Source organism: Asanoa hainanensis (genome assembly GCF_900188485.1).
In the GTDB taxonomy this organism is placed as follows: domain Bacteria; phylum Actinomycetota; class Actinomycetes; order Mycobacteriales; family Micromonosporaceae; genus Asanoa; species Asanoa hainanensis.
Genome location: NZ_FZPH01000003.1, coordinates 539,810 through 563,785, shown reverse-complemented (window position 1 = coordinate 563,785; position 23,976 = coordinate 539,810). Strand labels below are relative to the sequence as shown.

The window sequence follows — 23,976 nt, the reverse complement described above, 5'->3', positions numbered from 1 at the left end:
TCGCCTCAGTTGATGAACCGCACGTCGCCGAACCATCCCGCCGAGACCGCCATGATGTAGAAGTCCGTGATGGCGAGCGTCGCGAGAGTGATCCAGGCCAGCTGCATGTGCCGGGTGTTCAGCTTGGACACGAACGTCCAGAAGCGGTAACGCACCGGGTGGCGGGAGAAGTGCTTGAGCCGCCCGCCCGCGATGTGCCGGCACGAGTGGCAGGAGAGCGTATAGGCCCAGAGCATGACCACATTCAAAATAAGAATGAGGTTGCCGAGCCCGAAGCCGAATCCCTCGGGGCTGTGGAACGCCTTGATGGCATCCCAGGTGTTGATGACCGAGATGATGCCGGCGGCGTAGAACGCGTACCGGTGAGCGTTCTGGAAAATCAGCGGGAAGCGCGTCTCGCCGGAGTAGGTCTTGTGCCCGTCGGGCACCGCGCAGGCCGGCGGGGAAAGCCAGAACGACCGGTAGTACGCCTTGCGGTAGTAGTAGCACGTCAGCCGGAAGAGCAGCAGGAACGGCAGCGTGAGGGCCGCCTCCGGGATGATCCACCAGTTCGGCAGGAAGGTGCCGAACTCCGCCGCGTCGCCGCACCTGTCGGTAAGACAGGGCGAATAGAACGGCGTCAGGTAGTGGTAGTCCTCCACGAAGAACCACTTGTGCATGTAGACCCGGACGGTCGCGTAGGCGATCCAGGCGCTCAGCCCGATCACGGTGATGAGGGGCGCTATCCACCATCGATCCGTACGCAACGTCCGAGCCGAAATCGAGGCGCGCGCCTGCGCCCCGACCGGCCTCGTCGCCGTTGTCGTCATGAAGTCTCCCGCAAGGTTCTTATGGCCGCTGGCCGGCGCGTGACGGTGCACACGTTACGCCGGGGGAAACAAGCGGCTCCAAGAGGTGCCAGCGGGTGTGATCAATCCGCTCGACGCGCTTACAGATCAGGAGCACCGAGCCGGCGTACGGACGGCGCACAGTCGCGGTGGCGGTCTTCGAGGCGCTCCAGCACCGGACGGTCGCGGTCGCCGCTCGGTGCGACGAAGAACGCCGGCGCACCGGAACTGGCCTGTCGGTCGAGCGCGTTCGCGTACGCGGTGCGGGCTTCGACGAGCTCCGTCCACATGTTCACGTCGCGGTCGTCGGCGCGGTCGCCCCGGTCGCGTTCGGCGACCCGGCGCAGGTCGTCGAGGAACGGTTGGAGAGCGGCGTTCTCGTTGCGGATCGCGACGGCGCGCTGGCGCGGACCGGCCGTGGAGCCCGGCGGCGCCACCCGGTTGAGCCGCACCTCGAGCGCGCGGCAGGCGTCGTCGACCCGCACCCGGTCGTGGCTGTCCGCGCTCGCCTCGTCGACGGCGCCGACGAACCGGGCCACGCCGATCGAGATGCCGGTGCAGGCACCGAGCACCACGACGACGGCGGCGGCCACGATCCCGATGACCAGCCACCGCGGCCGGCGATTGTCCTTATTGTCCGGAGCGAAATCGGCCGCCGGCAAGGTATCCGGGCTGGGCTCTTTGTCCAAATTATCCGGATCGGGCGCGTCGGGCGACCTCGGATACGGCGGGGGTGGCGGGGTCGTCATACAGACGAATCTATCCCGACGCGCCACCCGTGAAGTTCCACGAAGCCAGCCGCAGCGACGGGCCGGTGAAGCCGAACATGTCCCAGCTGTCCGCAGGCGTGATCGCGTTGCCACCGACCCCGAGCACCGCACCGGGCCCGAGGGCCAGCGGATACGACTGGGTGAACCGGAAGTTCCGGACCGGCCGGGTGATCTCGCCGTCTTCGACCAGCCACACGCCGTTGCGGGTCAGCCCGGTCACCACCAGGGTCTTCGGGTCGAGCACGCGGGTGTACCAGAAGTCGCTGACCAGCAGCCCCCGCTCCATCGTGGACAGCAGCGCGGCCGTGTGCCCGTCCGCCGCCGGGCCCGCCACGGCCGCGGTCGGGGCACCCTCGTCGGGCAGCAGCCGCAGGTTGGCCGGCACCGGGCCGAACGCGCTGCCGCCCGGCCACCCGTGCCCGGTGGAGACCGTGCCCGCCTCGGCCGCCGACCGCCGGTCGTACGCGACGCCGGTGGTGATGCCCGCGTCGACGAAGGTGACCGGCCGCTTGGGCGTGCCCTCGCCGTCGAACGGGATGCCGACACCGGCGGTCGCGGTCACGTCGTCGACGATGGTCACGGCCGGGTCGAACTGGGCGGCCCCGATCTCGGCGAACGACTGCCGCTCGGTGTGCAGCTTGCCGTTGAAGCCGTACAGCGCGAAGTTGGTCAGCAGGTCGGCCACCGCGGTCGGCTCGAGCACGACCTCGTAGCGGCCCGGCGGCAGCTCGACCGGGTCGGTGCCGGCCCGGGCCTTGAGCGCGGCCCGCCCGCCGAGCACCGCGCCGTCGAGGTCGGCGAGCCGGCGCGAGCCGAGCCGCGCGACGCCGTCGGAGCCCGGAACCCGCGCGATGCCGTCCATCGCGGCCTCGGCCGCCCGGCCCGCGACGGACTGGCCCGCACTGTTGGCGAAGGCGCCGGACCAGTGCACGGTGCGGCAGTAGCCGGCCGTCTCCAGGCCCTCGGCCGCGTCGACGAAGGCGCGTACCCGCGCGGCCCGCTCGTCGGGCGTCGCCTGCGCGGTCGACTCGTCCCACGCGCCGTCCGTGACCAGCGCCGCGGGCGGCGCGAGGCCGGGCCAGCCGGGGTCGGCCGGGGTCAGCGACACCGCCGCGATGGTCCGCTCGACCAGCGCGGTCAGGCCGGCCTCGTCGACCACTGTGGTCGAGCCGCCGACGGTCCGGCCGTCGAGGTGGACGCGCAGCCGGACGGCGGTGGTCGCGTCGGCCACGTTCTGGTGGATCCCCGAGTTGGCGAACCGGGTCAAGGCCAGCGCGGTGTGGTCGACCAGCACCTCCGCCTGCGCGCCGCTGCCGGCCAACCGGCGCACCAGGTCGACGACCCGGCCCGCGAGATCGAGCTCCGCCGACATCAGCCCGTCACCCCCACGCGTACGTCAGTGAACCGGGCCGGAGCCGCGGGATGGCCGGTGTGCCCGGTCTGGCCCGGCTGACCCTTGCCGCAGTTCGGGATGCCCCAGGCCGTGACCTCCGACGACAGCATGTCCATCGACTGCCAGAAGGTCGGGCCGATCCCGGTGTAGGTCGGGTTCCGCAGCATCCGACCGATCTTGCCGTTCTTGATCTCCCAGCCGATCTCGCACCCGAACTGGAAGTTGAGCCGCCGGTCGTCGATCGACCACGACCGGTTGGTGTCCATGAAGATCCCGTCGTCGGTGCTCGCGATGATCTCTTCGAGCGTGTGCGGCCCGGGCTCCAGCCCGACGTTGGTCATCCGCACCATCGGCAGCCGGGCCCAGCCGTCGGACCGCACGCTGCCGGCGTAGTCGAGACCGGCCACCGAGGCCGAGTCGCGCCCAGCGAGCACGCCGACCCAGCGGCCCTCGTGCACCGCGTACCGGGCGGCGGCCGGGGTGCCCTCGTCGTCGAAGCCGAAGCTGCCCAGCGCGCCCGGGATGGTCGGGTCGATCGCGATGTTCATCAGCGCGGACCCGTAGCGCATCGAGCCGAGCTGGCTCAGGTCGAGCCAGGACGTGCCGGCGTACGCGGCCTCCCAGCCGAGGATCCGGTCGAGCTCGATCGCGTGCCCCACCGACTCGTGGATCTGGAGTGCCATCTGCTCGCTGCCGAGGATCAGCGAGGTCTGCCCGGCCGGGCAGGGTGCCGCGGTCAGCAGCTCGCGCGACTCGATCGCGACCCGGGCCGCGTTGCCGGGCAGGTCGAGCCCGGTGACCATTTCCCAGCCCCGGGTGCCGTACTGGTTGCCGTAGGACCGGCGCTGCGACTCACCGTCGCCGATCGAGGTCGCCGTGATGCCGCCACCGCACTCGCGGAACCGCTGGTCGATGCGGTGTCCCTCGCTGGAGACGAACCACTTCGCGGTGTCCCAGATGCGGTAGTGGCTCTCGGCCAGGTCGGCGCCGTGCTCACGCATCGTGGTGGTGAGCCCGACCATCAGCTCGGCCTTGTCGGAGAGCGGCACGCTGAGCGGGTCGATCTCGCAGGGCGACGACCACGAGCCGGTCGCCGCGGGCAGGGGGATCAGGCCGGTGGCGGGGCCGGGCACGCTCGCGCTCGCGGCGGCGATCTTCGCGGCGCGGGTGCCGGCCGCGCGGGCGGCTGGGTCGGACATGTCGGGTACGGCGTAGAAGCCCCAACCGGATCCGACGAGTGCGCGTACGCCGACACCGGCGTCCTCGTCCTGGCTGAGGTCTTCGATCTCGCCGTTGCGCGCGGACATGGACTCGGTGCGGCGATGCATCACCCGCGCGTCCGCGTAGCGCGCCCCGGCATCGAGAGCGGCCTGGACGGCGGCGGCCGCCGCGTCGAAATGGGTCACCTGCCCGAGCCTAGGTCACGATTCCGCGTCGTGCGCGAACCCGACCGGAGACATAACGCGTCCTCGATGCAGAGTCGTTACCAACCACCCGGCTGACAGGCCGGTGGTCGTAGCTTACTTTCAGCGCCAGCGGTCGGATGCAACTTCCTTTCGCACCCGAAGCGTTCACTGCACAGTGCACGACCCCGGAAGGGAGGTGACCGAAGCCCATGACGGATGGCGCCACCGGACCGGTTGGTCTCAAGGTCTCGACGCCTGACGAGCCTCCCGCCGACGTCTCGACCACCGCCGAGAAAGGCATCCTCGGCCGGTCGCCCGGACAGCTCGCCTGGCTGCGGTTGAAGCGCGACCGCACCGCCTGGTTCAGCGGCGGCGCGCTGCTGTTCTTCGCACTCGTCGCGATCGCCGCGCCCCTGATCGAGCGCGTCTACGGCAAGGGCCCGCTCGACCGGTTCTCCGACAAGCTCGACGGGAACGGCAACCCGCTGGGCTACCTCGGTGGCGTCAGCAGTGAGCACTGGCTCGGCGTCCAGCCCCGGCTCGGCCGCGACATCCTCATCCAGATCGTCTACGGCATGCGCACGTCGCTGCTCGTCGCGCTGACCGCCGCGCTGCTGACCATCATGCTCGGCGTGGTGATCGGGATCGTGGCGGGCTATCTCGGCGGCAAGGTCGACGCGGTGCTGAGCTGGCTGACCGACCTGACGCTGGCGTTCCCGTTCTACATCTTCTGCTTCGCGTTCGTGCCGATCGCGGTGGCGCAGCGCTACGGGCCCACCGACCAGGAGGCCTCCTGGTTCCGGCCGGTGTTGCTGATCGTCGTGTTCGTGCTGTTCAACTGGACCTACAGCGCCCGCCTGGTCCGCGGCCAGGTGCTCACCCTGCGCGAGCGGGAGTTCGTCGAGGCGGCCCGCGCGTCCGGCGCCGGCCTCGGCCACGTGCTGTTCCGCCAGTTGCTGCCGAACCTCTGGGCGCCGATCCTGGTCACCTTCTCGCTCAACGTGCCCGCGCTGATCACCGCCGAGGCGGCCCTGTCGTTCCTCGGCATCGGCATCCTCGAGCCCACCCCGGACCTGGGCCGGCTGATCGCCGACAGCGTCAACTACGTGCGCGACGACCCGGCCTTCACCCTGACCGGCGGCTTCACCCTCTTCGCGCTGGTGCTGGCGTTCAACCTGTTCGGCGACTCGCTGCGCGACGCCCTCGACCCGAAGTCCGACCGGTAGGGGGCGCGCCGATGCTGCGGTTCTTCATCAAGAAGCTGCTCCTCGCGGCCACGACGCTGATCACCGTCAGCGTGCTGACGTTCGGGCTGTTCTTCGCCGCGCCGAACAACCCCGCCGAGCTCATGTGCGGCAACCGCAAGACCTGCACCGAGGCGCAGCAGGAGAGCATCGCCCGGCGGATGGGCCTCGACAAGCCGGTGGTCCAGCAGTACGCCGACTTCATGGCCGGCATCGTCAAGGGGCGCACCTTCGGCGAGGGCGACGCGGTGCGCGAGTGCCCGGCGCCCTGCCTGGGCTACTCGTTCCGCAACGACGAGCCGGTCACCGACATCATCGGGCGCACGCTGCCCGTGACGCTGTCCATCGTGTTCGGGGCGGCGGTCGTCTGGCTGCTGATCGGCGTGTCGGTCGGCATGATCTCGGCGCTGCGCAAGGGCACCATCTTCGACCGCGGCGCGGTCGGCTTCTCGCTCGCCGGCGCCTCGATGCCGATCCTGCTGTTCGGCCCGTTGTTGCTGATCATCTTCGTGTACGAGACGGGCTGGCTGTCCTATCCCAGCTACGTGCCGATCACCGAGAACCCCGTCAAGTGGGCGGCGGCCATGCTGCTGCCCTGGCTGGCCCTCGGTTTCATCAACTCCGCCAGCTACGCGCGGCTGTCCCGGGCGCAGATGGTGGAGACGCTGTCCGAGGACTTCGTGCGCACCGCGCGGGCCAAGGGCATGACCAAGTTCCGGGTGTACGGGAAACACGCGCTGCGGGCCGCGATCACCCCGATCGTGACCATCGCGGGGCTGGACCTGGGCACCTACCTGGGCGGCACGGTGGTGACCGAGACCATCTTCGGCTTCACCGGGCTGGGCAAGGCATCGCTCAACGCGGCGATCAACCTCGATATGCCGCTGGTAATGGCGACGGTGCTGCTGGCCGCGTTGTTCATCGTCGCGGCCAACGTGATCGTCGACGTCCTCTATTCGTTCATCGACCCGAGAGTTCGTCTCGCTTGAGACACCCCTAGACCCACGGGCGCGTGTCGGTGTGGGCCGTGCCGACACGCGCCCGTGATCTGAAAGAAATGTTCGACCTAGAGGCTCATGTCGGAGGATTTCTGCAATCCTCCGCGGGATAGGGAGGGAGTGACCGATGCGTTCAACACGGGCGTTGCGGCGGCTGACCGCGGCTACCGGGGCCGCGTTGCTGCTCACGGCGACGCTGGCCGCTTGTTCGAAGAACACCGGCGAGTCCACTGACAAGGGCAACGAGGTCGTCGAGAGGACCGGTGCGATCTCGACCGACCCGAAGGAGTCGCAGGGCCCGGCGCCCGAGGTTCCGGGCGCGACCCGGGGCGGCACGCTGAAGATCATTCAGCAGACCGACTACGAGCACATGGACCCGCAGCGCACCTACGTCGTCGGCGCGATGGCCGCGCAGCACCTGCTGGTGCGCACCCTGACCCAGTTCCGGGAAGACGGCAAGGGCAAGCTGACGCTGGTCGGCGACCTGGCCGAGAACCCGGGCAAGGACGTCAACAACGACTGCAAGACCTGGGAGTACACGCTCAAGAAGGGCGTGAAGTACGAGGACGGCACCGAGGTCAAGGCCGCCGACGTGGCCTACGGCATCGCGCGGTCGTTCGAGGAGACCATCGACGGCGGCCCGACCTACGTGCAGGAGTGGCTGGCCGACAACCCGACGTACAACGCGGTCTACAAGGGCCCCTACACCTCTGGCAACACCAACGTGCCGGGCCTGACCGTCGACGGCGACTACGGCCTCAAGTTCGAGTTCAAGAACCCGCACTGCGACCTGCCGTTCGCGCTGTCCTTGGGCACCTCCGCGCCACTGCCGGCCGCCAAGGACACCAAGCTGGAGTATGACCGGCACGTCTTCTCGTCCGGCCCGTACAAGATCAAGGAGTACGTCAAGGACAGCAAGCTGGTGATGGAGCGCAACCCGAACTGGGACCCCAACACCGACCCGATCCGGCACAACTACCTCGACGGCTTCGAGGTCGAGATGGGCCCGGACGACGCCGCGCAGACCGAGCGCGCCATCGCCGGTGGTGCGGACGCCAACGCGATCGCCTGGGACGGCGTCCCGCAGTCGCTGGTCAGCAAGGTGCAGGGTGACCCGTCGCTCAAGGAGCGCACGATCGACACCCCGAGCCTGTTCGTCTGGTACCTCGCGATCAACAACCAGAAGGTCACCGACATGAACGTCCGGCGCGCGATTGGCTGCGCGCTCGACAAGCAGGGCATCCTGCTGACCCAGGGCGGCGACGCGGCCGGCCGGCTGACGAACAACCTGCAGGCCGACACCACGATCGGCTACCAGGAGATCGCGGACCCGACCGGTTGCGGCCCCACGGGCAACCCGGAGAAGGCCAAGGAGATGCTCGGCGGCAAGAAGATCAAGCTCGCCTTCATGTCGCGTGACACCGCCTTCGGCCAGCAGACCGCGCCGGTGCTCAAGGACAGCCTGGAGAAGGCCGGCTTCGAGGTCGTCGTCTCCTACGTCGCGCAGCCGAACCACAACCCGACGGCGCGCACCAAGGACAACCCGTACGACATCTACATCAGCAACTGGGGTGCGGACTGGCCGAGCGGCGCGTCCACGATCCCGGTGCTCTACGACGGTCGCAAGATCGGCCCGCAGGGCAACTCGAACGTCTCCTACTTCAACAGTGACGACGTCAACGCCGCGATCGACGCCGCGTCGGCGCTGCCGGCCGGTGAGGCGGGCGACGACTGGTCCGCGATCGAGAAGACCATCATCGACAAGTACTACCCGGTCGTCCCGATCTACCAGTCCAAGACCTTCGTGGTCATGGGCGACAAGGTCGGCGGTGTCTTCCACTCCGACTCGATCGGCACGATGGTCTACTACAACGCCTTCATCAAGCAGTAGCTGAAGAGGGGCCCCCGTCAGGGGGCCCCTCCTTCACAGTCTCTGGTCCAGCGGGCAGAACCAGGTGCTGCGGCCGCCGTACGTGCCGTGGGACATCGGGGTGCCGTCGCGCGGGCAGCGGGCGTCCGGGCCGCGCATCTTCACGATCTCCAGCGTGTGTACGCCGCCCCCGCTCACCGAAGTCCGGATCGCGTAGCGGGTGGCCCGCAGCAGCGCCGCCACCTCGTCGGCGGAAAGCTCGTCTACCGGCTTGCCGGGGTGCACCCTGGCCCGCCACAGGATGTCGTCGGCGAGCAGGTTGCCGATCCCGGCGACGGCGTGCTGGTCGAGCAGGCGCGCCTTGACCGGCGCGGTGCCGCGGCCCAGCATCGCCCGGAACTGCGCCGGCGTGATCTCCGTGGCGTCCGGCCCGAGCAGCTCGATCGGCGGATCCAACCGGACGCGGCCGAGCCGCCGCGGGTCGATCAGCATCAGCCGGCCGCCGTCGGCGAAGGTCAGCGCGAACCGCGAATAGCGGAAGTCGCCCGGTGCCCGGCCGCGTTCCCAGTAGTCGCCGCCGTCGACCTCGGTGCCGTCCGGGTCGGCCACCACGATCTTGCCGGACATGCCGAGGTGGATGCCGAGGACCGGCCCGCCGCCGGACGTCTCGCACCACATGCTCTTGCCCCGCCGATGTGCCACGGTCAGCCGGCGGCCGACCAGCGCGGCACGGATCTCGCCCGGCGGATGCGGCCGGCAGACCCACGTGTCGTGGTCGTCGACGTCGACGATCTCCCGGTCGAGCGCGGCCCGCGCGATCACCGAGCGGGCGTTCTCTACCTCTGGTAGCTCCGGCACCCGTCAGACGCTACGACGCAGGAAGTCGCGTTCGGCCGGCAGCCGGCGGGCCAGGTCGGCCTCGCGGAGCAGTTCGTGCGGGCGGTTGGTGCGGGTGAGCACGGTGGACAGCCGCGACACGTTCGCCGACTCCTCCGGGTCGGTCGGGTCCGCCACGATCAGCAACGGGCGCACCACCGACCGGCTCGGCACGGGCTCGGCCGCCAGCTCCAGCAGCGAGTGGTGCGCGTAGATGTCCGGACCGTCGACCGGCTGGCCGAGGTAGCGCTCGGCGTACGCGGTGCCGCACCGCGCCCAGTCGACGATCGGGCCCTCGGCCACGGCGCAGCGGAACACCTCCGGGCGGCGGAGCACGGCGAGCGCGGCGAGCCAGCCACCGAACCGCCGGCCGCGCACAGCCACGCGGGCCAGGTCCAGGTCGGGATGCTTGCCGCTGAGCGCGGCGAGCGCGTCTGCCTGGTCGGCGAGCATCACGTCGGCGAGCCGGCGGTGCACCACCTTCTCGAACGACGGCGCGACGCCGGGCGTACCCCGGTTGTCGACCGTGACGACGGCGAACCCGTTGTCGGCCCACCACGCCCGTTCGATCCAGGCGGCCCGCTCGGCCCGCACCTCCTGGTGCCCCGGGCCGCCGTCGATGTCCAGCAGCACCGGCAGCCGGCGACCGTCGACGTGCCCGGTTGGGTAGACCACGGCGGCCGGCAGGCGCCGGTCGGTGACCCGTTCGAGCGCGGGGCGCGGCACCACGGGCGGCTCGGCCGAGAGCAGGTCCAGCTTCGCGACCTGGGCGTCGCCCTTCCAGACCGTCCAACGCGTGCCGGTGTGGTCCAGCGACCGGGCGCCGATCACCAGCACGTCGCCGCCGACCGCACCGGTGTGCCACCCGGGCGCGGTGGTCAGCCGGCGCGACTCGACGCCGCCACCGCCGATCGCGGTGCGCACCCGGAACAGGTGTTGCTCGCTCGGCTCGCCGTCGCTGGCCTCGACCAGCAGGTCGGGGGAGCCGCCCGGGCCGGGCATCCGGCCGACCACCCGGCGCAGGTAGAGCGACGGTGGCGTGAGCAGGGTGCCGTCGGCGAACAGGCAGCGGGCGTCGTAGCCGTCGTGCGCGAGCTCGCCGCCGACCAGCACCCGCCCGTCGGGCAGGTGGCAGGGCGTGCCGGCGACCGGCTCGACCCAGCGCGGGTCGGCGAGCTCGGCGTGCACCTGGGTCTCGCCGGTCCGCGGGTCGACGGCCAGCACCAGGCCGTGCTGCTGCATCCGGCGCAGCACAGTGATCAGCGGGCCACCCTCGACCCAGTCGACGGCGACCAGGTACGGATAGGTCTCCCGGTCCCAGTGCACGTCGACCCAGCCGCCGTCGAGGTCGAGCAGGTGCAGGCTGACCTCGGGGTTGACGCCTCCGGCCAACGACCTGGCGACGGTCACCGGCGGTTCGCCGACCTCGTACCGCGTCACCCGCGCGTCGTCGACCCGGGTGGCCAGCAGCGTCTGCCCGTCCGGCGACCACCAGTAGCCGCGGTGCCGGTCGAAATCCCGGGTCGCGACCTCCTCGGCGCGGCCCCAGCTCACGTGGGTGCCCTCGCCGGCCAGCAGCACGTCGGCGCCGTCCGGCTCGATCACCCGCAGCTCACCGGTGGTGCTCAGGTAGGCGATCCGGGTGGCGGTCGGGTCCGGGCGGGCGTCCGTGACCGGCCCGGCCGTGGCGACCTCGGTGACCGCGCCCGTGCGTAGGTCGACCTTGCGCAGCGCGCCGTCGGTGACCAGGGCCGCGACCTGGGCCAGCGGGTCGACCGAGTACGCGTCGATCGGGCCCTCCGCGACGAGTCGCGGGGCCCCGGGCTCGCCGTCGCCGGCCGGCAGGTCCAGCGTCCATAGCGCGTCGGTGGGATCTTCCGGGCCGGCTGAGCGCAGGAACAGCACCCGCGAGCCGTCGACGGCCACGGTGACCTGGTGCGGGGCGCCGCGGGTGAACCCGTGGGTCCGCGCGGCCAGCTCGGGAAACTCCACATCCGGATCGTATGGGGAACAAGGGGCCGGTGAGAGTCGTTCCGGAAGGCCCCTCGGCGACACGCGTAGAGTGGCCCGGTGGTTCGACGACTACTGCTGGTGCACGCCCATCCGGACGACGAGTCGATCAGCACCGGCGCGACGATGGCGCACTACGCGGCGCTCGGTGACCAGGTCACTCTCGTGACGTGCACCCTCGGCGAAGAGGGCGAGATCTACGTGCCCGAGCTCGCGAAGCTGGCCGCGGCGGACGCCGACCAGCTCGGCGGCTACCGGATCGCCGAGCTGCGGGCCGCGTGCGCCGCGCTGGGCGTCAGCGACGTCCGGTTCCTCGGCGGCGCGGGGCGCTACCGCGACTCCGGGATGATGGGCCTGGCCACCAACGACAACCCGCGCTCGTTCTGGAGCGCCGACCTGGACGAGGCCGCCGCCTACCTGGTCGAGGTGATGCGAGAGACCCGGCCGCAGGTCATGATCACGTACGACGAGAACGGCTTCTACGGGCATCCGGACCACATCCAGGCCCACCGGGTCGCGATGCGGGCGGCGGAGCTGGCCCGGGCCGAGGGCGTCGGTCCCGAGAAGATCTACTGGATGGCGATGCCCCGCAGCGTGCTCGAGGCGGGCCTGCACGCGTTCGCCGACACGGTCGGCAACCCGTTCGAGGGCGTCGAGAGCGCCGACGACTTCCCGTTCGGCACCCCGGACGACGAGATCGCCGCGCGGATCGACGCGACCGACCTGCACGACGCCAAGGTCGCCGCCCTCAAGGCCCACGCGACCCAGATCCCCGACTCCTCCTGGCTCTACGCGCTGGCCGGCGACTTCGGCAGCGAGTTCATGGGCGTGGAGTACTACACCCTGGCGGCCGGCGAGCGCGGCCCGGGCAACGGGCCGAACGGCTGGGAGACCGACCTGTTCGCCGGCATCGCCGCCGACGAGCCCGCGCCGGCCGAGGCCGCGTCGAGGTGACCAGCGTGTCGAGCCCCACCGACCACCAGCCGCCGCCGGAGCCCGCGGAGACGCCGGCTCCCGAGCCCAGGCCGAGCCGCGACCGCGGTGCCGTCGCCGTGCTGCTGACGACCGCCGGCGCGCTGCTCGCGGTGCTGATGGCCGCGCTGTCCGCGGTGCTCGAGCTCCAGTTGATCAGCCTGCGGGTCGGTGGCCAGCTCATCGGCGTCTCGGCGCTGCTGGCCCTGGTCGGCAACCTGTTCATCGGCCGGTTCGCGTACCGGGCGACTCGGCACAAATGGGCGGTTTTTCCGCCCGCTCTGGTCTGGCTCGCGATCACGCTCATTGCCGCCGGCAGAACTACAGAGGGTGACTACTTGATTGCATCCAATAACTGGGTCGGCTGGGCCATGATCGGGCTCGGGTCGCTGGCATGGACGATCGTCGGCATCCGGCTCGTGTCTTCTTCACCTGCGAAAACGACGGCGAGAACGCTGTACTGAACGGCCGGCGCCGCCGGGCGCCGAAGGTGAGCGCGGCCACGCAGCCGTGTCAGTTCCGAGATCTCTTCGTTACACTTCGTGCGGTCTACTAAATCCCGACTTAAGGTATTTGATGCAGACCGCCCTGTGGAGCAACAAGCGTCGACGTCGGTACACCGTCGGCGGCGCGATCGCCGCCGTGCTGCTGGTTCTGGTCGGTGTCCTGGCCGGGTTCACCAACCGAGGTCAGCAGGGCGACTTCGCCCGCGGCACCTCCGTGCTCGGCATCGACATCAGCGGCCTGGACCGCTCCGAGGCGGCCGCGCGCCTGCACTCCGGGCTCGATGGCAAGCCAGAGCTCGACAAGCCGATCACGGTGCACATCACCGGTGACGCCGCCAAGACGGCCGACGCGCAGGTCACCCCCGACCAGGTCGGTCTCGCGGTCGACATCGACGCCACCGTCGCCGCCGCCGCGGCGCACGGCGGCGACCCTGTCACCCCCCAGGTCACCCTCGACGCCACGAAGCTCGACGCCGCGCTGCGCCCCACGGTCGAGCAGGTCACCGCCGACGCCGCCACCCCCGGCTCCGTGACCTTCAACGGCGTCACCCCCGAGGTCACTTACCCCTCCGCCGGTAAGGCCGTGGATCTGCCGAAGGCCACCGACGCCGTGAAGACCGGCTGGGTCGACGCGATCTCGGCGGCCGGTGTCACCACCGGCGGCACCGTGCCCAGCCCGGGCCAGTCCGGCGCCCCGACCGTGTCGGTGCCGCTGGTCGAGGTCGACAACGCCAAGGCCCGCGCCGCGGTCGACCAGTTGATGAACACGCTGGTCAAGCCCGCGGTGGCCGCTCCGGTGACCGTGCACTCGGCGAAGGGCGACGTCACGATCACGCCCGACATGATCGCCAAGAGCCTGAAGATCGACGGCTCCGCCGACGGCACCGTCACCCCGTCGGTCGACCCGGGCGCGCTGCGGACCGCCATGGGCCCGGCCATCTCCAAGATCGAGTCTTCGCCGCCGAGCGCGGTGAAGGGCGAGGGTGCCACCCAGCAGGTGCTGGTCAGCGCCGCGGGCGGCGAGTACGTGGACGGCGGCAAGCTGGCCACCGACGTGCTCGGCGTGCTGCCGCAGACCGGCGCCCGCAGCGTGACCGCCACGCTGAACCCGGCCCCGGCCCAGGTCAACGACGCCAACCTGCAGAAGATGGGCGTCAAGGAGAAGGTCTCCTCGTTCACCACGAAGTTCACCGGCGGGCTCACCGAGCCGCGGGTCAAGAACATCGTGACCGTGGCCAAGAAGGTCGACGGCGCCGTGGTCAAGCCCGGCGAGACGTTCTCGCTCAACGGCTTCACCGGCTGGCGCGGCTACGAGCAGGGCTACGTCGACGCTCCGGTGATCGACAACAACAAGCTCGTGCCCGCGGTCGGCGGTGGCATCTCGCAGTTCACCACCACGCTGTTCAACGCGAGCTACTACGCCGGCCTCAAGGACGTCGAGCACAAGCCGCACTCGTTCTACATCTCGCGGTACCCGTCGGTGATCGAGTCGACGATCTACTGGCCGAACCTGGACCTCAAGTTCCAGAACACCACGCCGTACGGGATGTTGATCGACACGTCGTACACCAAGGACTCGATCACGGTCTCCATGTGGAGCACCAAGGTCTACGACAGCGTCAAGACCGAGTGGATGCCGAAGCACGACGTGACCAAGCCGGAGAACAAGACCCTGCCGGCCGGTCCGGACTGCATCGCCACGACGGGCACCGATGGCTTCACGCAGGACGCGTACCGCATCATCACCAAGGACGGCAAAGAGGTGCAGCGCGAGAAGTTCACCTGGCGCTACGATGCGGAACCGCGTTACGTCTGCGAAAAGCCCACCGACGACCAGCCCGCGAGCGACCAGGACGCGACCGACCAGGCCACGACCGACGCGCCCGCGTCCCAGCCGGAGCAGCCGAACGACGTGCCGGTCGCACCGGTGACGCCGCCGGCCAACTCCGGTGGTGGCTGGGGGCGGTGAGCCCACGCCGACTGACGCCGGCTGAGCGTTGGAGGCGTCCATGAGAAACCGTTGGCTACGGATCGGCGTCCTCGCCGGCGCGTTGTTCGCGATCAACCTGGTTGCCCGGGGGGTCGCGAACTTCGCGTTCGACGACGACACGGACATGCAGGACCGGATCACGCTGATCTTCTTCGGCGTCGTCGCGCTGACGCTGGCGGCCGTCGCCTTCCGCTGGGGGCGCGACCGCCCGGTCGGCATCCTGATCGCCGACATGGCGGGCGCCGCGCTGGTCGCCTGCCTGGCCACGGTGGTGATCGGTCCGGCGGTGTTCGGCGGCAACCCGGTCGGCGGCGGCGCCGGCGAGTTCTTCGCCCAGATCTGGCTCTACGCGGCGTTCAGCATCGGCGGGTTCCTGCTCGGCTACCTGCTGCTCGTGGTGCTCGGCCGCGACTACCGGTCGCGCCAGCTCGCCGCCTACTCCAAGGCCAAGCTCAGCAAGCCGCGTCGCGTGGTGCGCCGCTAGGGCTGCTCCCTGGTCAGGTAGCTGTGGTGGGTGGTGAAGCCCATCGTCCCGTAGAGCGCGACCGCGGCCGTGTTGCGCTCTTCGACCTGGAGGAACGCGTGGGTCGCGCCCAGCTCGACGGCCCAGCCGGCGAGCGCCGCGGTCACCCGGCGGGCCAGGCCACGCCGCCGGTACGCCTCCAGGACCTCGATCGAGGCCAGGTGCAGCCACCGCCGTTCGTCGCCGACCACGGCACCGCGGCCCGCGGCGACCAGCGTGTCGCCGTCGTACACGTTGGCGAACCGGACCTCGGGCGGCGCCGTGAGCACGTGCAGCGCGGCGGGCGGTAGGCCGCTCTTACGCGCCTCGTAGATGGCCAGCCAGTCGTCGCTGGGTGCCTTCGCCAGCGACACGCCCGACGGCTCGCCGGATCCGGTCAGCGGCAGCAGCGGCGCCGTCTGCAGCAGGGTGAGCGGGCGGGCGGTCCAGCCGCGCGCGTCCAGGGCCGCACCGACCGGCGCCGCCAGCGGCAACGGCGTGTTGACCAGGGCCGGCTGGCCGCGCTCGGCGTACCAGGCCTCGATCGCGTCGATCGCCGCTTCCAGCGGCCGGTCCGGGTCGCCGATCGGCAGCGCGGAGTTGGCCCGGCCCGTCCACCCGTCCGCGCTGCGCAGCAGCCAGTCGCCCAGCTTGCCCCGCACGGGCGCGGGCCACGCGGCGTCGGCGGCGAGCTCCAGCGCGATCACGGCGGCCGCGGTCGGACGGCGCTGCGGCGGCACCCGCTTGGCCCGGTGTACCTCTGCCAGGGGAATCACGATCGTGCCCTTGGCGGTGGCCACGGTGAGATTGCTCTCGTCCACCGCGACGAGCTCGCCGAGCGCGTCGGAATAGAGCGGACGACCGTTGCGAACACCGACAATCCGCCGGATCACCACACGGTGTCCCACATCCTGCCGTCGGAGCACGATCGACCCCCCTTCACGCGAGATACTAGGCTCTTGACCGTCGCGGGTGATCGCGGCGTGGCTTGCGGAGGAGAGGAACCCGTGACCTACATCATCGCGGAGCCTTGCGTCGATCTGCTCGACAAGGCGTGCATCGAAGAGTGCCCCGTTGACTGCATCTACGAGGGCAACCGGATGCTCTACATCCACCCCGATGAGTGCGTTGACTGCGGGGCCTGTGAGCCGGTGTGCCCGGTGGAGGCGATCTTCTACGAAGACGACGTCCCGGAGCAGTGGAAGGACTACACCACCGCCAACTACGAGTTCTTCGCGGATCTCGGTTCTCCGGGCGGGGCGTCCAAGGTCGGCAAGATCGACAAGGACCACGCCTTCGTCGCCGCCCAGCCGCCGCGGGAAGGCGAGCACTGAGCGGCGTGCGGGTCTCGGCCACTCTGCCGGACTTCCCGTGGGATCTGCTGGAGCCCGCCAAGGCGGTCGCGGCGGGGCACCCGGACGGCATCGTCGACCTGTCGATCGGCACGCCGGTCGACCCGGTCCCGGCGGTCGTCCAACAGGCGCTCAGCGCGGCCGCTGACGCGCCCGGCTACCCGCTGACGGCGGGCACGCCGGCCGTGCGGTCGGCGATCCGTCGGTGGGTGGCCCGCGCCTGCGGCGCCACCTTCGACGACATCGGCGTGCTGCCGACGATCGGCTCCAAGGAGCTGGTCGGCGGTCTGCCGGCGCAGCTCGGCCTGGGCGACGGCGACGTCGTGGTGATCCCGCCGGTCTGCTACCCCACCTACGAGGTGGGCGCCCGGCTGGCCGGCGCCAAGGTGATGCGCGCCGACTCGCTGGTCTCGCTCGGCCCGGCGACCGACGTCAAGCTGATCTGGGTCAACTCGCCCGGCAACCCGAACGGCCGCGTGCTGCCCCCGGCCCACCTGCGCAAGGTGGTCGACTGGGCGCGCGAGCGGGGTGCGGTGGTGGCCAGCGACGAGTGCTACCTGACCCTCGGCTGGGAGGTCGAGCCCACCTCGATCCTGTCGCCGTCGGTCAACGGTGGCTCGCTCGACGGCCTGCTCGCGGTGCACTCCCTGTCGAAGCGCTCGAACCTGGCCGGCTACCGGGCCGGCTTCGTGGCCGGTGACCCGGCGCTGGTCGGCGAGCTGCTGGCGGTGCGCAAGCACGCCGGCCTGATCGTGCCCCAGCCGGTGCAGGCGGCGATGGTGGCCGCCCTCGACGACGAGACGTCGGCGACCGAGCAACGCACGCGGTACGCCGCCCGGCGCGGCGTGCTGCGCGAGGCGCTGGAGAAGGCCGGCTTCGCGATCTCGCACTCCGAGGCGGGCCTCTACCTGTGGGCATCCCGCGACGAGGACTGCTGGTCCACCGTGGACGAGCTGGCCCGACTCGGCATCCTGGTCGCGCCCGGCGCGTTCTACGGGCCCACCGGCGAACGCCACGTCCGGGTCGCCCTGACCGCCACCGACGAGCGCATCGCCGCTGCCGCCGACCGCCTAGCGTCGGTCTGAGCCGTGGCCGGCCCGGTGGTCCCGGTCGTGGCGGTCCGTGGTGAGGCCGTGCGTGAGGTGCCGCCGGAGCTCGCCCGGTTCGTCGTGACGGTCGTGGCCCGCGACAAGGACCGGCAGGCCACCCTGCGCCGGCTGGCCGAGCGCGCGGAGCAGACCCGGGCGGTGATCGACGGCTACGGGGCCGCGGTGGAGCGCCGGGAGTCCGGCAGCCTCCAGGTCTTTCCGGAGCGCAAGCGGTCGGGCGAGAAGGTCGCGGCCTACCGCGGCAGCGTGACCACGACCGTCACCATCGCCGACTTCGACGTGCTGGGTGAGCTCATGCTGCGGCTCGCCGACCAGGACCAGACCGAGGTCGGCGGGCCGTGGTGGGAGCTGCGCCCCGACAGCCAGGCGCACCGCGAGGTCCGGCGGGCCGCGATCGACGACGCCATCTCGGTCGCCCGCGACTACGCGGCCGCGCTCGGCGCCCGGATCACCGCGCTGGTCGAGGTCGCCGACGCCGGTCTGCGCCCGGCGGGGATGCAGCCGATGTTCGCCCGCGCCGCCGCCGACGCGGGGATGGCTGGCGGCGGTGGGCCGACCATCGACCTCGACCCCCAGGTGCAGACCGTGCACGCGGCGATCGAGGCCCGGTTCACGATCAGCGAGCCGACAGCGCTAACGCAGGTCGACTGACGTGCCTCCGGGCTCCAGCGCGGCCGCGGCCCAGCAGTAGCGGGCCACCACCGTCCGGTACGGCCGGAACCGCTCGCCTTCCGGCTCGAGCTGCTTCGCCGTCGGCACCTCGGCGCGCGGCCAGATGTGGGTGAAGCCCTGCCGCACCCCGAGGTCGTCGACCGGCCACACGTCGAGCCGGTGCAGCTCGAAGATCAGGAACATCTCGGCCGTCCAGGGGCCGATGCCGCGTACGCTGACCAGCCGCTCGATGATCTCGTCGTCCGGCATCCGGGCGCCCGCCCGCAGCACCACGGTGCCGTCGATGACCTTGGCTGCCAGGTCCCGCAGCGCGGCCACCTTGTTGTGCGACAGGCCGGCGCCCAGCAGTTGCTCGTCGGAGAGGTCCGCCAGCGCCTCCGCGGTGAACGGGCCGTCGACCAGCGCCCGCAGCCGCCCGTGGATGGCCGTCGCGGAGCGCCCGGAGAGCTGCTGGAACGTGATCGCCCGGACGAGCGCGCCGAACGGCCCGTCGGGGTCGCGCCTGCGGTGGTGGATCGGCCCGGCCCGGTCGATCACCCGCGCCAGGGCCGGGTCGACCTGGGCCACCCGGCGCGTCGCCTCGGCGAGCCCGACGGTCAAGAGTCCCGCACCTCGACGGCCACGTCGACGCCCGGGTAGTACTGGTTCACGTCCGACGCGCCGTACTTGCTGGCGAACCCTTCGACCACGCGGTCGACCGTCGGGCGGTCGGTGATCAGGCGGGCCTTGGCCGACGTCGGGCCGAGCTTGAGCGTCGGGTTCTTGCGCAGGTTCCGGTACCACTGGCTGTTGGCGCCGCCGACCGGCAGCAGGAAGGTGGACTTGCCCTCACGGACGAACCAGACCGGGATCGAGTGCCCCTGCCCGGTCCGTCGGCCGATGGTGGTGAGTTCGATCTCCGTCGCTTCGCGTGCCATCGCACACCCCCTCCTGACCACGGTAGGCACGGTCGCCGAGCAGCCGCCGGGTAACGGGCGATCCGGCGTGCGATAGTTCCTCGCGTGACGTCGTACCCCCTCGATGTGCTCGTGGCCCGGGCAGCCGCGTTGGCCGATGTCGGCCCGCGGCGCGTGCTCGGCATCGTCGGCGCTCCCGGCGCCGGCAAGTCCACCCTGGCCGCCCGGATCGTCGAAGGGGTCGGGCCGACGGCCGCGCTGGTCCCGATGGACGGCTACCACCTGGCCGAGGCCGAGCTGCACCGGCTCGGGCGGCACGAGCGCAAGGGCGCGATCGACACGTTCGACGCGTCCGGCTACGTCTCGATGCTCGGTCGGCTGGCCGCGGGCGGTCCGGAGACCGTCTACGCGCCGGCGTTCCACCGCGAGATCGAGGAGCCGATCGCGGGGTCGATCGCCGTGCCGGAGGAGGTGCGGCTCGTGGTCACCGAGGGCAATTACCTGCTCGTGCCCGACGAGCCGTGGTCGGGCGTACGCCTGCTGCTCGACGAGGTCTGGTACCTGGACCTCGACGAGGAGGAGCGCCTGCGCCGCCTGGTCGACCGGCACATGGCCTACGGACGCACCCGGGCCGAGGCCAAAGCCCGGTCGTACGGCAGTGACCAGGTCAACGCCGAGCTGATCGCGACGACCCGCTCACGCGCCGACCTGGTGGTCCGCCTCAGCGACTAGTCGTTGGCGTGCAGGGCGGCGTTGAGCTCGATGCCCTTGCCCGCACGGGGGCGGGCCTCCAGCGCACCGGTCACCGAGTTGCGCCAGAACAGCAGGTTGGACAGGCCCGCGAGCTCGCGCGCCTTGACCACCCGGCCGTCGGGCAGCGTGATCTTCGAGCCGGCGGTGATGTAGCAACCGGCCTCGACGACGCAGTCGTCGCCGAGCGAGATGCCGATGCCGGCGTTCGCGCCCAGCAGGCAGCGCTCGCCGATCCGTAGCTTGTCCTTGCCGCCGCCGGACAGCGTGCCCAGGATGGACGCGCCGCCGCCGATGTCGGAGCCGTCGCCGACGACGACCCCGGCCACGATCCGGCCCTCCACCATCGAGGTGCCCAGCGTGCCGGCGTTGAAGTTGACGAAGCCCTCGTGCATCACGGTCGTGCCGCTGGCCAGGTGGGCACCCAGCCGCACCCGGTCGGCGTCGGCGATCCGGACACCGGACGGCACCACGTAGTCGAGCATGCGCGGGAACTTGTCGACGCCGAAGACGGTGAGCTGGCGACCGGCCAGCCGCTCGCGGACCCGCAGCTCGTCGACGCGGTCCGGCGGGCACGGCCCGGCCGAGGTCCAGGCGACGTTGGCCAGCATGCCGAAGATCCCGTCGAGGTTGACCTCGTTGGGCCGCACGATGCGGTGGGAGAGCAGGTGCAGCCGCAGGTACGCGTCGGCGGTGTCCTTGATCGGGTCGGCCAGCGAGCCGAGCTCCACGACCACGATCTCGGCGCGCAGGCCGGGCAGGGCGCGCTCACCGACGGCGCCGGCAGCGGCCCCGAGCAGGGCGGCCGGCTCGCCGCCGGGCCGGGCACCGAGCCCGAGGTTGTCCGCCGGGAACCAGGCGTCGAGCACCTGGCCTTCCGCGGTGCTGGTCGACAGGCCGATTCCCCAGGCAGGCTGCTCGCTCGTCACAGTTGAAACGGTAGCGTGCGAGTCATGACCAACCCGCTTACCCCCGCCGTCCTGTCGGATCCGGTCGAGCTGACCCGCGTGCTGGTCGACATCGAGTCGGTGTCGCTGCACGAGAAGGACATCGCGGACTGCGTGGAGCAGGTGCTGCGGGGCACGCCGCACCTGCGGGTGGAGCGGTTGGGCAACACGGTCATGGCCCGCACCGAGCTCGGCCGGGCGCAGCGGGTGGTGCTCGCCGGGCACCTCGACACGGTGCCGATCGCCGACAACCTGCCGGCCAAGATCGACGGCGAGATCATGTACGGCTGCGGCACCTCCGACATGAAGTCCGGCGTCGCGCTCGCGCTCCAGCTCGCGGTGGCGCTGCCGGAGCCGCGCTACGACCTGACCTACTTCTTCTACGAGGCCGAAGAGATCGACTCCGCGTACAACGGGCTCAATCTGGTCTCCAAGAGCCACCCGGAGTGGTTGGCGGCCGACTTCGCCGTGCTGCTCGAACCGACCCATGGCGTGGTCGAGGCGGGTTGCCAGGGCACGATGCGGGTGCTGGTGTCGACCACCGGCAAGCGGGCGCACTCGGCCCGGTCGTGGCGCGGCGTCAACGCCATCCACGCGGCGGCCGGCGTGCTCGACCGGCTGGCCGCCTACGAGGCGCGGCAGGTCACGATCGACGGCTGCGCCTATCGCGAAGGCCTCAACGCGGTGCGGATCAACGGCGGCATCGCCGGCAACGTGATCCCGGACCGGTGCGAGATCGAGGTCAACTACCGGTTCGCGCCGGACCGGACCGTGGCGGACGCCGAGGCCCACCTCCGGGAGCTTTTCCAGGGGTACGAGGTCACGATGGTCGACGCGGCCCCCGGTGCGCTGCCGGGCCTGACCGCGGCGCCGGCGCAGGAGTTCCTGGCGGCGGTCGGCTCGGACCCGGTCGGCAAGCTGGGCTGGACCGACGTCTCCCGTTTCGCCGCGATGGGCATTCCGGCGCTCAACTTCGGCCCGGGTGACCCCAACGTGGCGCACGCGGCCGACGAGCGGGTGGAGATCCCGCTGATCAGGCAGGGAGCGGCGACCTTGCACCGCTGGCTGGCCTAGTTGCTGGACATCGCCTCGTCGATGGGGTGGATCTCCATCGTCGGCTCGTCGTCTTCGTCGGCGATCGGTGCTATGCGGTCGAGCCGCCGCTCGGCCACGACCGCTCGGATGCGGCGGTGCATTTCACGGCGCTGGCGGAGCTGATCGAAGCGGGTCATCGTGGCTTTCCTCCCCCCAAGGTGCCCGGCGGTGCCGGGCGGCCCTGCATACCCGGTATTCGAAAGATAAGACGCCGGACAAGCGAATTCGGTTGCGGCTACATCCGGGTTAATTTCTTGTTGTTCCGAATTCTGGCCGGTCGGCGGAATCGTCCCGGGTTACCCGATGCCCTCTTTCGGTGTTGATCGCGGGCGGGCCGAAACCTGGTGTCCGGGTGCGTTTTGGCTACCGTGGTGACCATGACCCACGGATTTGGCCGCGACCCCGACCGCCTGCGGGGACCGGAACGCCACCGCGGCGCCGTCACGCTGCGCCGGGAAGCTGTGCCGCAGAGCACCGCCGACCAGCGCCTGCTGGACTCCCGTTCCCGGGCGGACTGGAAGACCAAGGACGCCTGGCGCGCGCTGCGCATTCTCAGTGAGTTCGTCGAGGGCTTCGACACGCTCGCCGATCTGCCCCCGGCGGTCAGCGTGTTCGGCTCGGCCCGGAGCAAACCGCAGAGCGCCGAATGCGTCATGGCCGAACAGGTCGGCGCGGCGCTCGCCCGCGCCGGCTATGCGGTGATCACCGGCGGTGGCCCGGGCGTGATGGAAGCCGCCAACCGCGGCGCGACCGAGGCCGGCGGCCTGTCCGTCGGGCTGGGCATCGAGCTTCCGTTCGAGCAGGGCATCAACGACTGGGTCGACATGGGCATCGACTTCCGCTATTTCTTCGCGCGCAAGACGATGTTCGTCAAGTACGCGCAGGCGTTCGTCGTCCTGCCCGGCGGCTTCGGCACGATGGACGAGCTGTTCGAGGCGCTGACCCTGGTGCAGACCGGCAAGGTCACCCGGTTCCCGGTGGTCCTGATGGGCGAGGCGTACTGGCGCGGCCTGCTCGAATGGATGCGGAACACGCTGCTGGCCGACGGCAAGATCGGCGCGGCCGACCTCGACCTGGTGCTGGTCACCGACGACGTCGACGCCGCGGTCCGCTACATCGTGGACGCCGACGCGGCCCTGGCGGCCGAGCAGGAGGCGCTGCACGAGGCGGCGGTGGCCAGCCACAACGGCGCCTGATGGCCGCCATCTGCGTGTTCTGCGCGTCGTCCCAGACCCTGGACCAACGCTGGCTCGACCTCGCCACGGAGGTCGGAGCCGCGCTGGCCCACCACGGCCACGTCCTGGTCTCGGGCGGCGGCCGGGCCGGCATGATGGGCGCGGTCGCCTCGTCCGCCCGCGCGCAGGGCGGACACACGATCGGCGTGATCCCGCAGTCGCTGGTCGACCGCGAGATCGCCGACACGGGCTCGGACGAGCTCGTGGTCACCGACGGCATGGCCAGCCGCAAGAACCTGATGATCGAGAAGTCGGACGCCTTCCTCACCTTGCCGGGCGGCATCGGCTCGCTGGACGAGCTGTTCGAGGTCTGGACCACGGCGTACCTGCACGCCCACGACAAGCCGGTGGTCCTGCTGGACGCGGACGGCTTCTACGGCGGCCTGCTGAGCTGGCTCGAGTCCCTGGTCCCGTCGGGCTTCGTCCGCCGCGAGTCCCTCGACCGCCTGATCGTCGTGACCAGCATCGACGAGGCACTCGCGGCTCTGCCCGCCTAGCTTCGCCCGTTCGGGGTCGGTGGGGCCGGTGGGGCTTGTCGGACCCGCGTGGTTCGATG

The 23,976-nt window shown here is 71.0% G+C and carries 25 protein-coding genes; 14 read left to right on the top strand and 11 right to left on the bottom strand.

The window, feature by feature from the left end:
- Positions 1-5: 5 nt before the first annotated feature.
- From CHC05_RS10180 to CHC05_RS10165, 4 genes are all read right to left on the bottom strand, one after another.
- Complete coding sequence (locus CHC05_RS10180) at positions 6-809, bottom strand: hypothetical protein (protein ID WP_089247108.1); 804 nt, start codon at positions 807-809, stop codon at positions 6-8.
- 119 nt (positions 810-928) lie between these two features.
- Positions 929-1,420: a hypothetical protein gene (locus tag CHC05_RS10175; RefSeq protein WP_144022538.1), complete on the bottom strand. Its 492-nt coding sequence runs from the start codon at positions 1,418-1,420 to the stop codon at positions 929-931.
- A gap of 166 nt (positions 1,421-1,586) precedes the next feature.
- Complete coding sequence (locus CHC05_RS10170; protein WP_089247104.1) at positions 1,587-2,969, bottom strand: TldD/PmbA family protein; 1,383 nt, start codon at positions 2,967-2,969, stop codon at positions 1,587-1,589.
- Positions 2,969-4,396, bottom strand: a complete 1,428-nt coding sequence (locus tag CHC05_RS10165) for a TldD/PmbA family protein (protein ID WP_089247102.1) — start codon at positions 4,394-4,396, stop codon at positions 2,969-2,971. Before CHC05_RS10165 ends, CHC05_RS10170 begins: the two co-directional genes overlap by 1 nt.
- Before the next feature lie 209 nt (positions 4,397-4,605).
- Between CHC05_RS10165 and CHC05_RS10160 the strand changes: the two genes are divergently transcribed.
- From CHC05_RS10160 to CHC05_RS10150, 3 genes are all read left to right on the top strand, one after another.
- Positions 4,606-5,622 carry an ABC transporter permease gene (locus tag CHC05_RS10160; protein ID WP_089247100.1) on the top strand — a complete coding sequence of 339 codons (1,017 nt, stop codon included), beginning with the start codon at positions 4,606-4,608 and terminating at the stop codon, positions 5,620-5,622.
- 11 nt (positions 5,623-5,633) lie between these two features.
- A complete protein-coding gene (locus tag CHC05_RS10155; protein WP_089247098.1) occupies positions 5,634-6,629 on the top strand; it encodes an ABC transporter permease in 996 nt (331 codons plus the stop codon).
- Between the two features lie 136 nt (positions 6,630-6,765).
- Complete coding sequence (locus CHC05_RS10150) at positions 6,766-8,529, top strand: ABC transporter substrate-binding protein (RefSeq protein ID WP_089247096.1); 1,764 nt, start codon at positions 6,766-6,768, stop codon at positions 8,527-8,529.
- A 33-nt stretch (positions 8,530-8,562) separates the two neighbouring features.
- On the opposite strand, the gene CHC05_RS10145 is transcribed toward CHC05_RS10150, so the two are convergent.
- Both CHC05_RS10145 and CHC05_RS10140 read right to left on the bottom strand, forming a co-directional pair.
- A complete protein-coding gene (locus CHC05_RS10145; protein ID WP_089247094.1) occupies positions 8,563-9,366 on the bottom strand; it encodes an Fpg/Nei family DNA glycosylase in 804 nt (267 codons plus the stop codon).
- Between the two features lie 3 nt (positions 9,367-9,369).
- On the bottom strand, positions 9,370-11,376 hold the full coding sequence (locus tag CHC05_RS10140) for a S9 family peptidase (RefSeq protein WP_089247092.1): 2,007 nt from the start codon (positions 11,374-11,376) through the stop codon (positions 9,370-9,372).
- 78 nt (positions 11,377-11,454) lie between these two features.
- On the opposite strand from CHC05_RS10140, the gene mshB reads away from it, so the two are divergent.
- The 4 genes from mshB to CHC05_RS10120 all read left to right on the top strand — a co-directional run bounded on the left by mshB (position 11,455) and on the right by CHC05_RS10120 (position 15,346).
- Positions 11,455-12,348 (top strand): N-acetyl-1-D-myo-inositol-2-amino-2-deoxy-alpha-D-glucopyranoside deacetylase, encoded by an 894-nt coding sequence (gene mshB / locus CHC05_RS10135; RefSeq protein WP_089247090.1) that lies wholly within the window; start codon positions 11,455-11,457, stop codon positions 12,346-12,348.
- A gap of 5 nt (positions 12,349-12,353) precedes the next feature.
- Positions 12,354-12,830, top strand: coding sequence for a hypothetical protein (locus CHC05_RS10130; protein WP_144022537.1), 477 nt, complete (start codon positions 12,354-12,356; stop codon positions 12,828-12,830).
- 112 nt (positions 12,831-12,942) lie between these two features.
- Positions 12,943-14,841: a VanW family protein gene (locus CHC05_RS10125; RefSeq protein ID WP_089247086.1), complete on the top strand. Its 1,899-nt coding sequence runs from the start codon at positions 12,943-12,945 to the stop codon at positions 14,839-14,841.
- 40 nt (positions 14,842-14,881) lie between these two features.
- Positions 14,882-15,346 carry a hypothetical protein gene (locus CHC05_RS10120; RefSeq protein WP_089247084.1) on the top strand — a complete coding sequence of 155 codons (465 nt, stop codon included), beginning with the start codon at positions 14,882-14,884 and terminating at the stop codon, positions 15,344-15,346.
- On the opposite strand, the gene CHC05_RS10115 is transcribed toward CHC05_RS10120, so the two are convergent.
- Positions 15,343-16,290, bottom strand: coding sequence for a GNAT family N-acetyltransferase (locus tag CHC05_RS10115; protein WP_089247082.1), 948 nt, complete (start codon positions 16,288-16,290; stop codon positions 15,343-15,345). The two genes, CHC05_RS10120 and CHC05_RS10115, sit on opposite strands and share 4 nt — an antisense overlap.
- Before the next feature lie 81 nt (positions 16,291-16,371).
- Between CHC05_RS10115 and fdxA the strand changes: the two genes are divergently transcribed.
- Genes fdxA through CHC05_RS10100 form a run of 3 tightly spaced genes read left to right on the top strand, consistent with a single transcriptional unit; the run spans position 16,372 to position 18,476 of the window.
- Complete coding sequence (gene fdxA / locus CHC05_RS42395) at positions 16,372-16,698, top strand: ferredoxin (protein WP_245870750.1); 327 nt, start codon at positions 16,372-16,374, stop codon at positions 16,696-16,698.
- 5 nt (positions 16,699-16,703) lie between these two features.
- Complete coding sequence (dapC, locus tag CHC05_RS10105; RefSeq protein ID WP_281257659.1) at positions 16,704-17,801, top strand: succinyldiaminopimelate transaminase; 1,098 nt, start codon at positions 16,704-16,706, stop codon at positions 17,799-17,801.
- A 15-nt stretch (positions 17,802-17,816) separates the two neighbouring features.
- Complete coding sequence (locus CHC05_RS10100) at positions 17,817-18,476, top strand: SIMPL domain-containing protein (protein ID WP_425426731.1); 660 nt, start codon at positions 17,817-17,819, stop codon at positions 18,474-18,476.
- Here CHC05_RS10100 and CHC05_RS10095 read toward each other — a convergent pair.
- The gene (locus tag CHC05_RS10095) at positions 18,459-19,097 is read right to left on the bottom strand and encodes a DNA-3-methyladenine glycosylase family protein (protein ID WP_089247076.1); all 639 of its coding nucleotides are present in this window, start codon (positions 19,095-19,097) and stop codon (positions 18,459-18,461) included. The two genes, CHC05_RS10100 and CHC05_RS10095, sit on opposite strands and share 18 nt — an antisense overlap.
- On the bottom strand, positions 19,094-19,414 hold the full coding sequence (locus CHC05_RS10090; RefSeq protein WP_089247074.1) for a nitroreductase/quinone reductase family protein: 321 nt from the start codon (positions 19,412-19,414) through the stop codon (positions 19,094-19,096). Before CHC05_RS10090 ends, CHC05_RS10095 begins: the two co-directional genes overlap by 4 nt.
- Positions 19,415-19,498: 84 nt before the next feature.
- Between CHC05_RS10090 and CHC05_RS10085 the strand changes: the two genes are divergently transcribed.
- Positions 19,499-20,125, top strand: a complete 627-nt coding sequence (locus CHC05_RS10085) for a nucleoside/nucleotide kinase family protein (RefSeq protein WP_089247072.1) — start codon at positions 19,499-19,501, stop codon at positions 20,123-20,125.
- Here CHC05_RS10085 and dapD read toward each other — a convergent pair.
- Positions 20,122-21,072 (bottom strand): 2,3,4,5-tetrahydropyridine-2,6-dicarboxylate N-succinyltransferase, encoded by a 951-nt coding sequence (gene dapD / locus CHC05_RS10080; RefSeq protein ID WP_089247069.1) that lies wholly within the window; start codon positions 21,070-21,072, stop codon positions 20,122-20,124. The two genes, CHC05_RS10085 and dapD, sit on opposite strands and share 4 nt — an antisense overlap.
- 24 nt (positions 21,073-21,096) lie before the next feature.
- Between dapD and dapE the strand changes: the two genes are divergently transcribed.
- The gene (gene dapE / locus CHC05_RS10075) at positions 21,097-22,164 is read left to right on the top strand and encodes a succinyl-diaminopimelate desuccinylase (protein WP_089247067.1); all 1,068 of its coding nucleotides are present in this window, start codon (positions 21,097-21,099) and stop codon (positions 22,162-22,164) included.
- On the opposite strand, the gene CHC05_RS41375 is transcribed toward dapE, so the two are convergent.
- A complete protein-coding gene (locus CHC05_RS41375; RefSeq protein WP_179266113.1) occupies positions 22,161-22,322 on the bottom strand; it encodes a hypothetical protein in 162 nt (53 codons plus the stop codon). The two genes, dapE and CHC05_RS41375, sit on opposite strands and share 4 nt — an antisense overlap.
- 240 nt (positions 22,323-22,562) lie before the next feature.
- Between CHC05_RS41375 and CHC05_RS10070 the strand changes: the two genes are divergently transcribed.
- Positions 22,563-23,381 (top strand): LOG family protein, encoded by an 819-nt coding sequence (locus tag CHC05_RS10070; protein WP_089247065.1) that lies wholly within the window; start codon positions 22,563-22,565, stop codon positions 23,379-23,381.
- The gene (locus tag CHC05_RS10065) at positions 23,381-23,917 is read left to right on the top strand and encodes an LOG family protein (protein ID WP_089247063.1); all 537 of its coding nucleotides are present in this window, start codon (positions 23,381-23,383) and stop codon (positions 23,915-23,917) included. Before CHC05_RS10070 ends, CHC05_RS10065 begins: the two co-directional genes overlap by 1 nt.
- Positions 23,918-23,976: the final 59 nt, after the last annotated feature.

Excerpts from the sequence above, each read along its gene's own strand:
- CHC05_RS10180 (WP_089247108.1), bottom strand. The coding sequence starts at position 809 with ATGACGACAACGGCGACGAGGCCGGTCGGGGCGCAGGCGCGCGCCTCG.
- CHC05_RS10170 (WP_089247104.1), bottom strand. The coding sequence starts at position 2,969 with ATGTCGGCGGAGCTCGATCTCGCGGGCCGGGTCGTCGACCTGGTGCGC.
- CHC05_RS10160 (WP_089247100.1), top strand. The coding sequence starts at position 4,606 with ATGACGGATGGCGCCACCGGACCGGTTGGTCTCAAGGTCTCGACGCCT.
- CHC05_RS10155 (WP_089247098.1), top strand. The coding sequence starts at position 5,634 with ATGCTGCGGTTCTTCATCAAGAAGCTGCTCCTCGCGGCCACGACGCTG.
- CHC05_RS10150 (WP_089247096.1), top strand. The coding sequence starts at position 6,766 with ATGCGTTCAACACGGGCGTTGCGGCGGCTGACCGCGGCTACCGGGGCC.
- CHC05_RS10125 (WP_089247086.1), top strand. The coding sequence starts at position 12,943 with ATGCAGACCGCCCTGTGGAGCAACAAGCGTCGACGTCGGTACACCGTC.
- CHC05_RS10120 (WP_089247084.1), top strand. The coding sequence starts at position 14,882 with ATGAGAAACCGTTGGCTACGGATCGGCGTCCTCGCCGGCGCGTTGTTC.
- CHC05_RS10090 (WP_089247074.1), bottom strand. The coding sequence starts at position 19,414 with ATGGCACGCGAAGCGACGGAGATCGAACTCACCACCATCGGCCGACGG.
- dapE (WP_089247067.1), top strand. The coding sequence starts at position 21,097 with ATGACCAACCCGCTTACCCCCGCCGTCCTGTCGGATCCGGTCGAGCTG.
- CHC05_RS41375 (WP_179266113.1), bottom strand. The coding sequence starts at position 22,322 with ATGACCCGCTTCGATCAGCTCCGCCAGCGCCGTGAAATGCACCGCCGC.
- CHC05_RS10070 (WP_089247065.1), top strand. The coding sequence starts at position 22,563 with ATGACCCACGGATTTGGCCGCGACCCCGACCGCCTGCGGGGACCGGAA.
- CHC05_RS10065 (WP_089247063.1), top strand. The coding sequence starts at position 23,381 with ATGGCCGCCATCTGCGTGTTCTGCGCGTCGTCCCAGACCCTGGACCAA.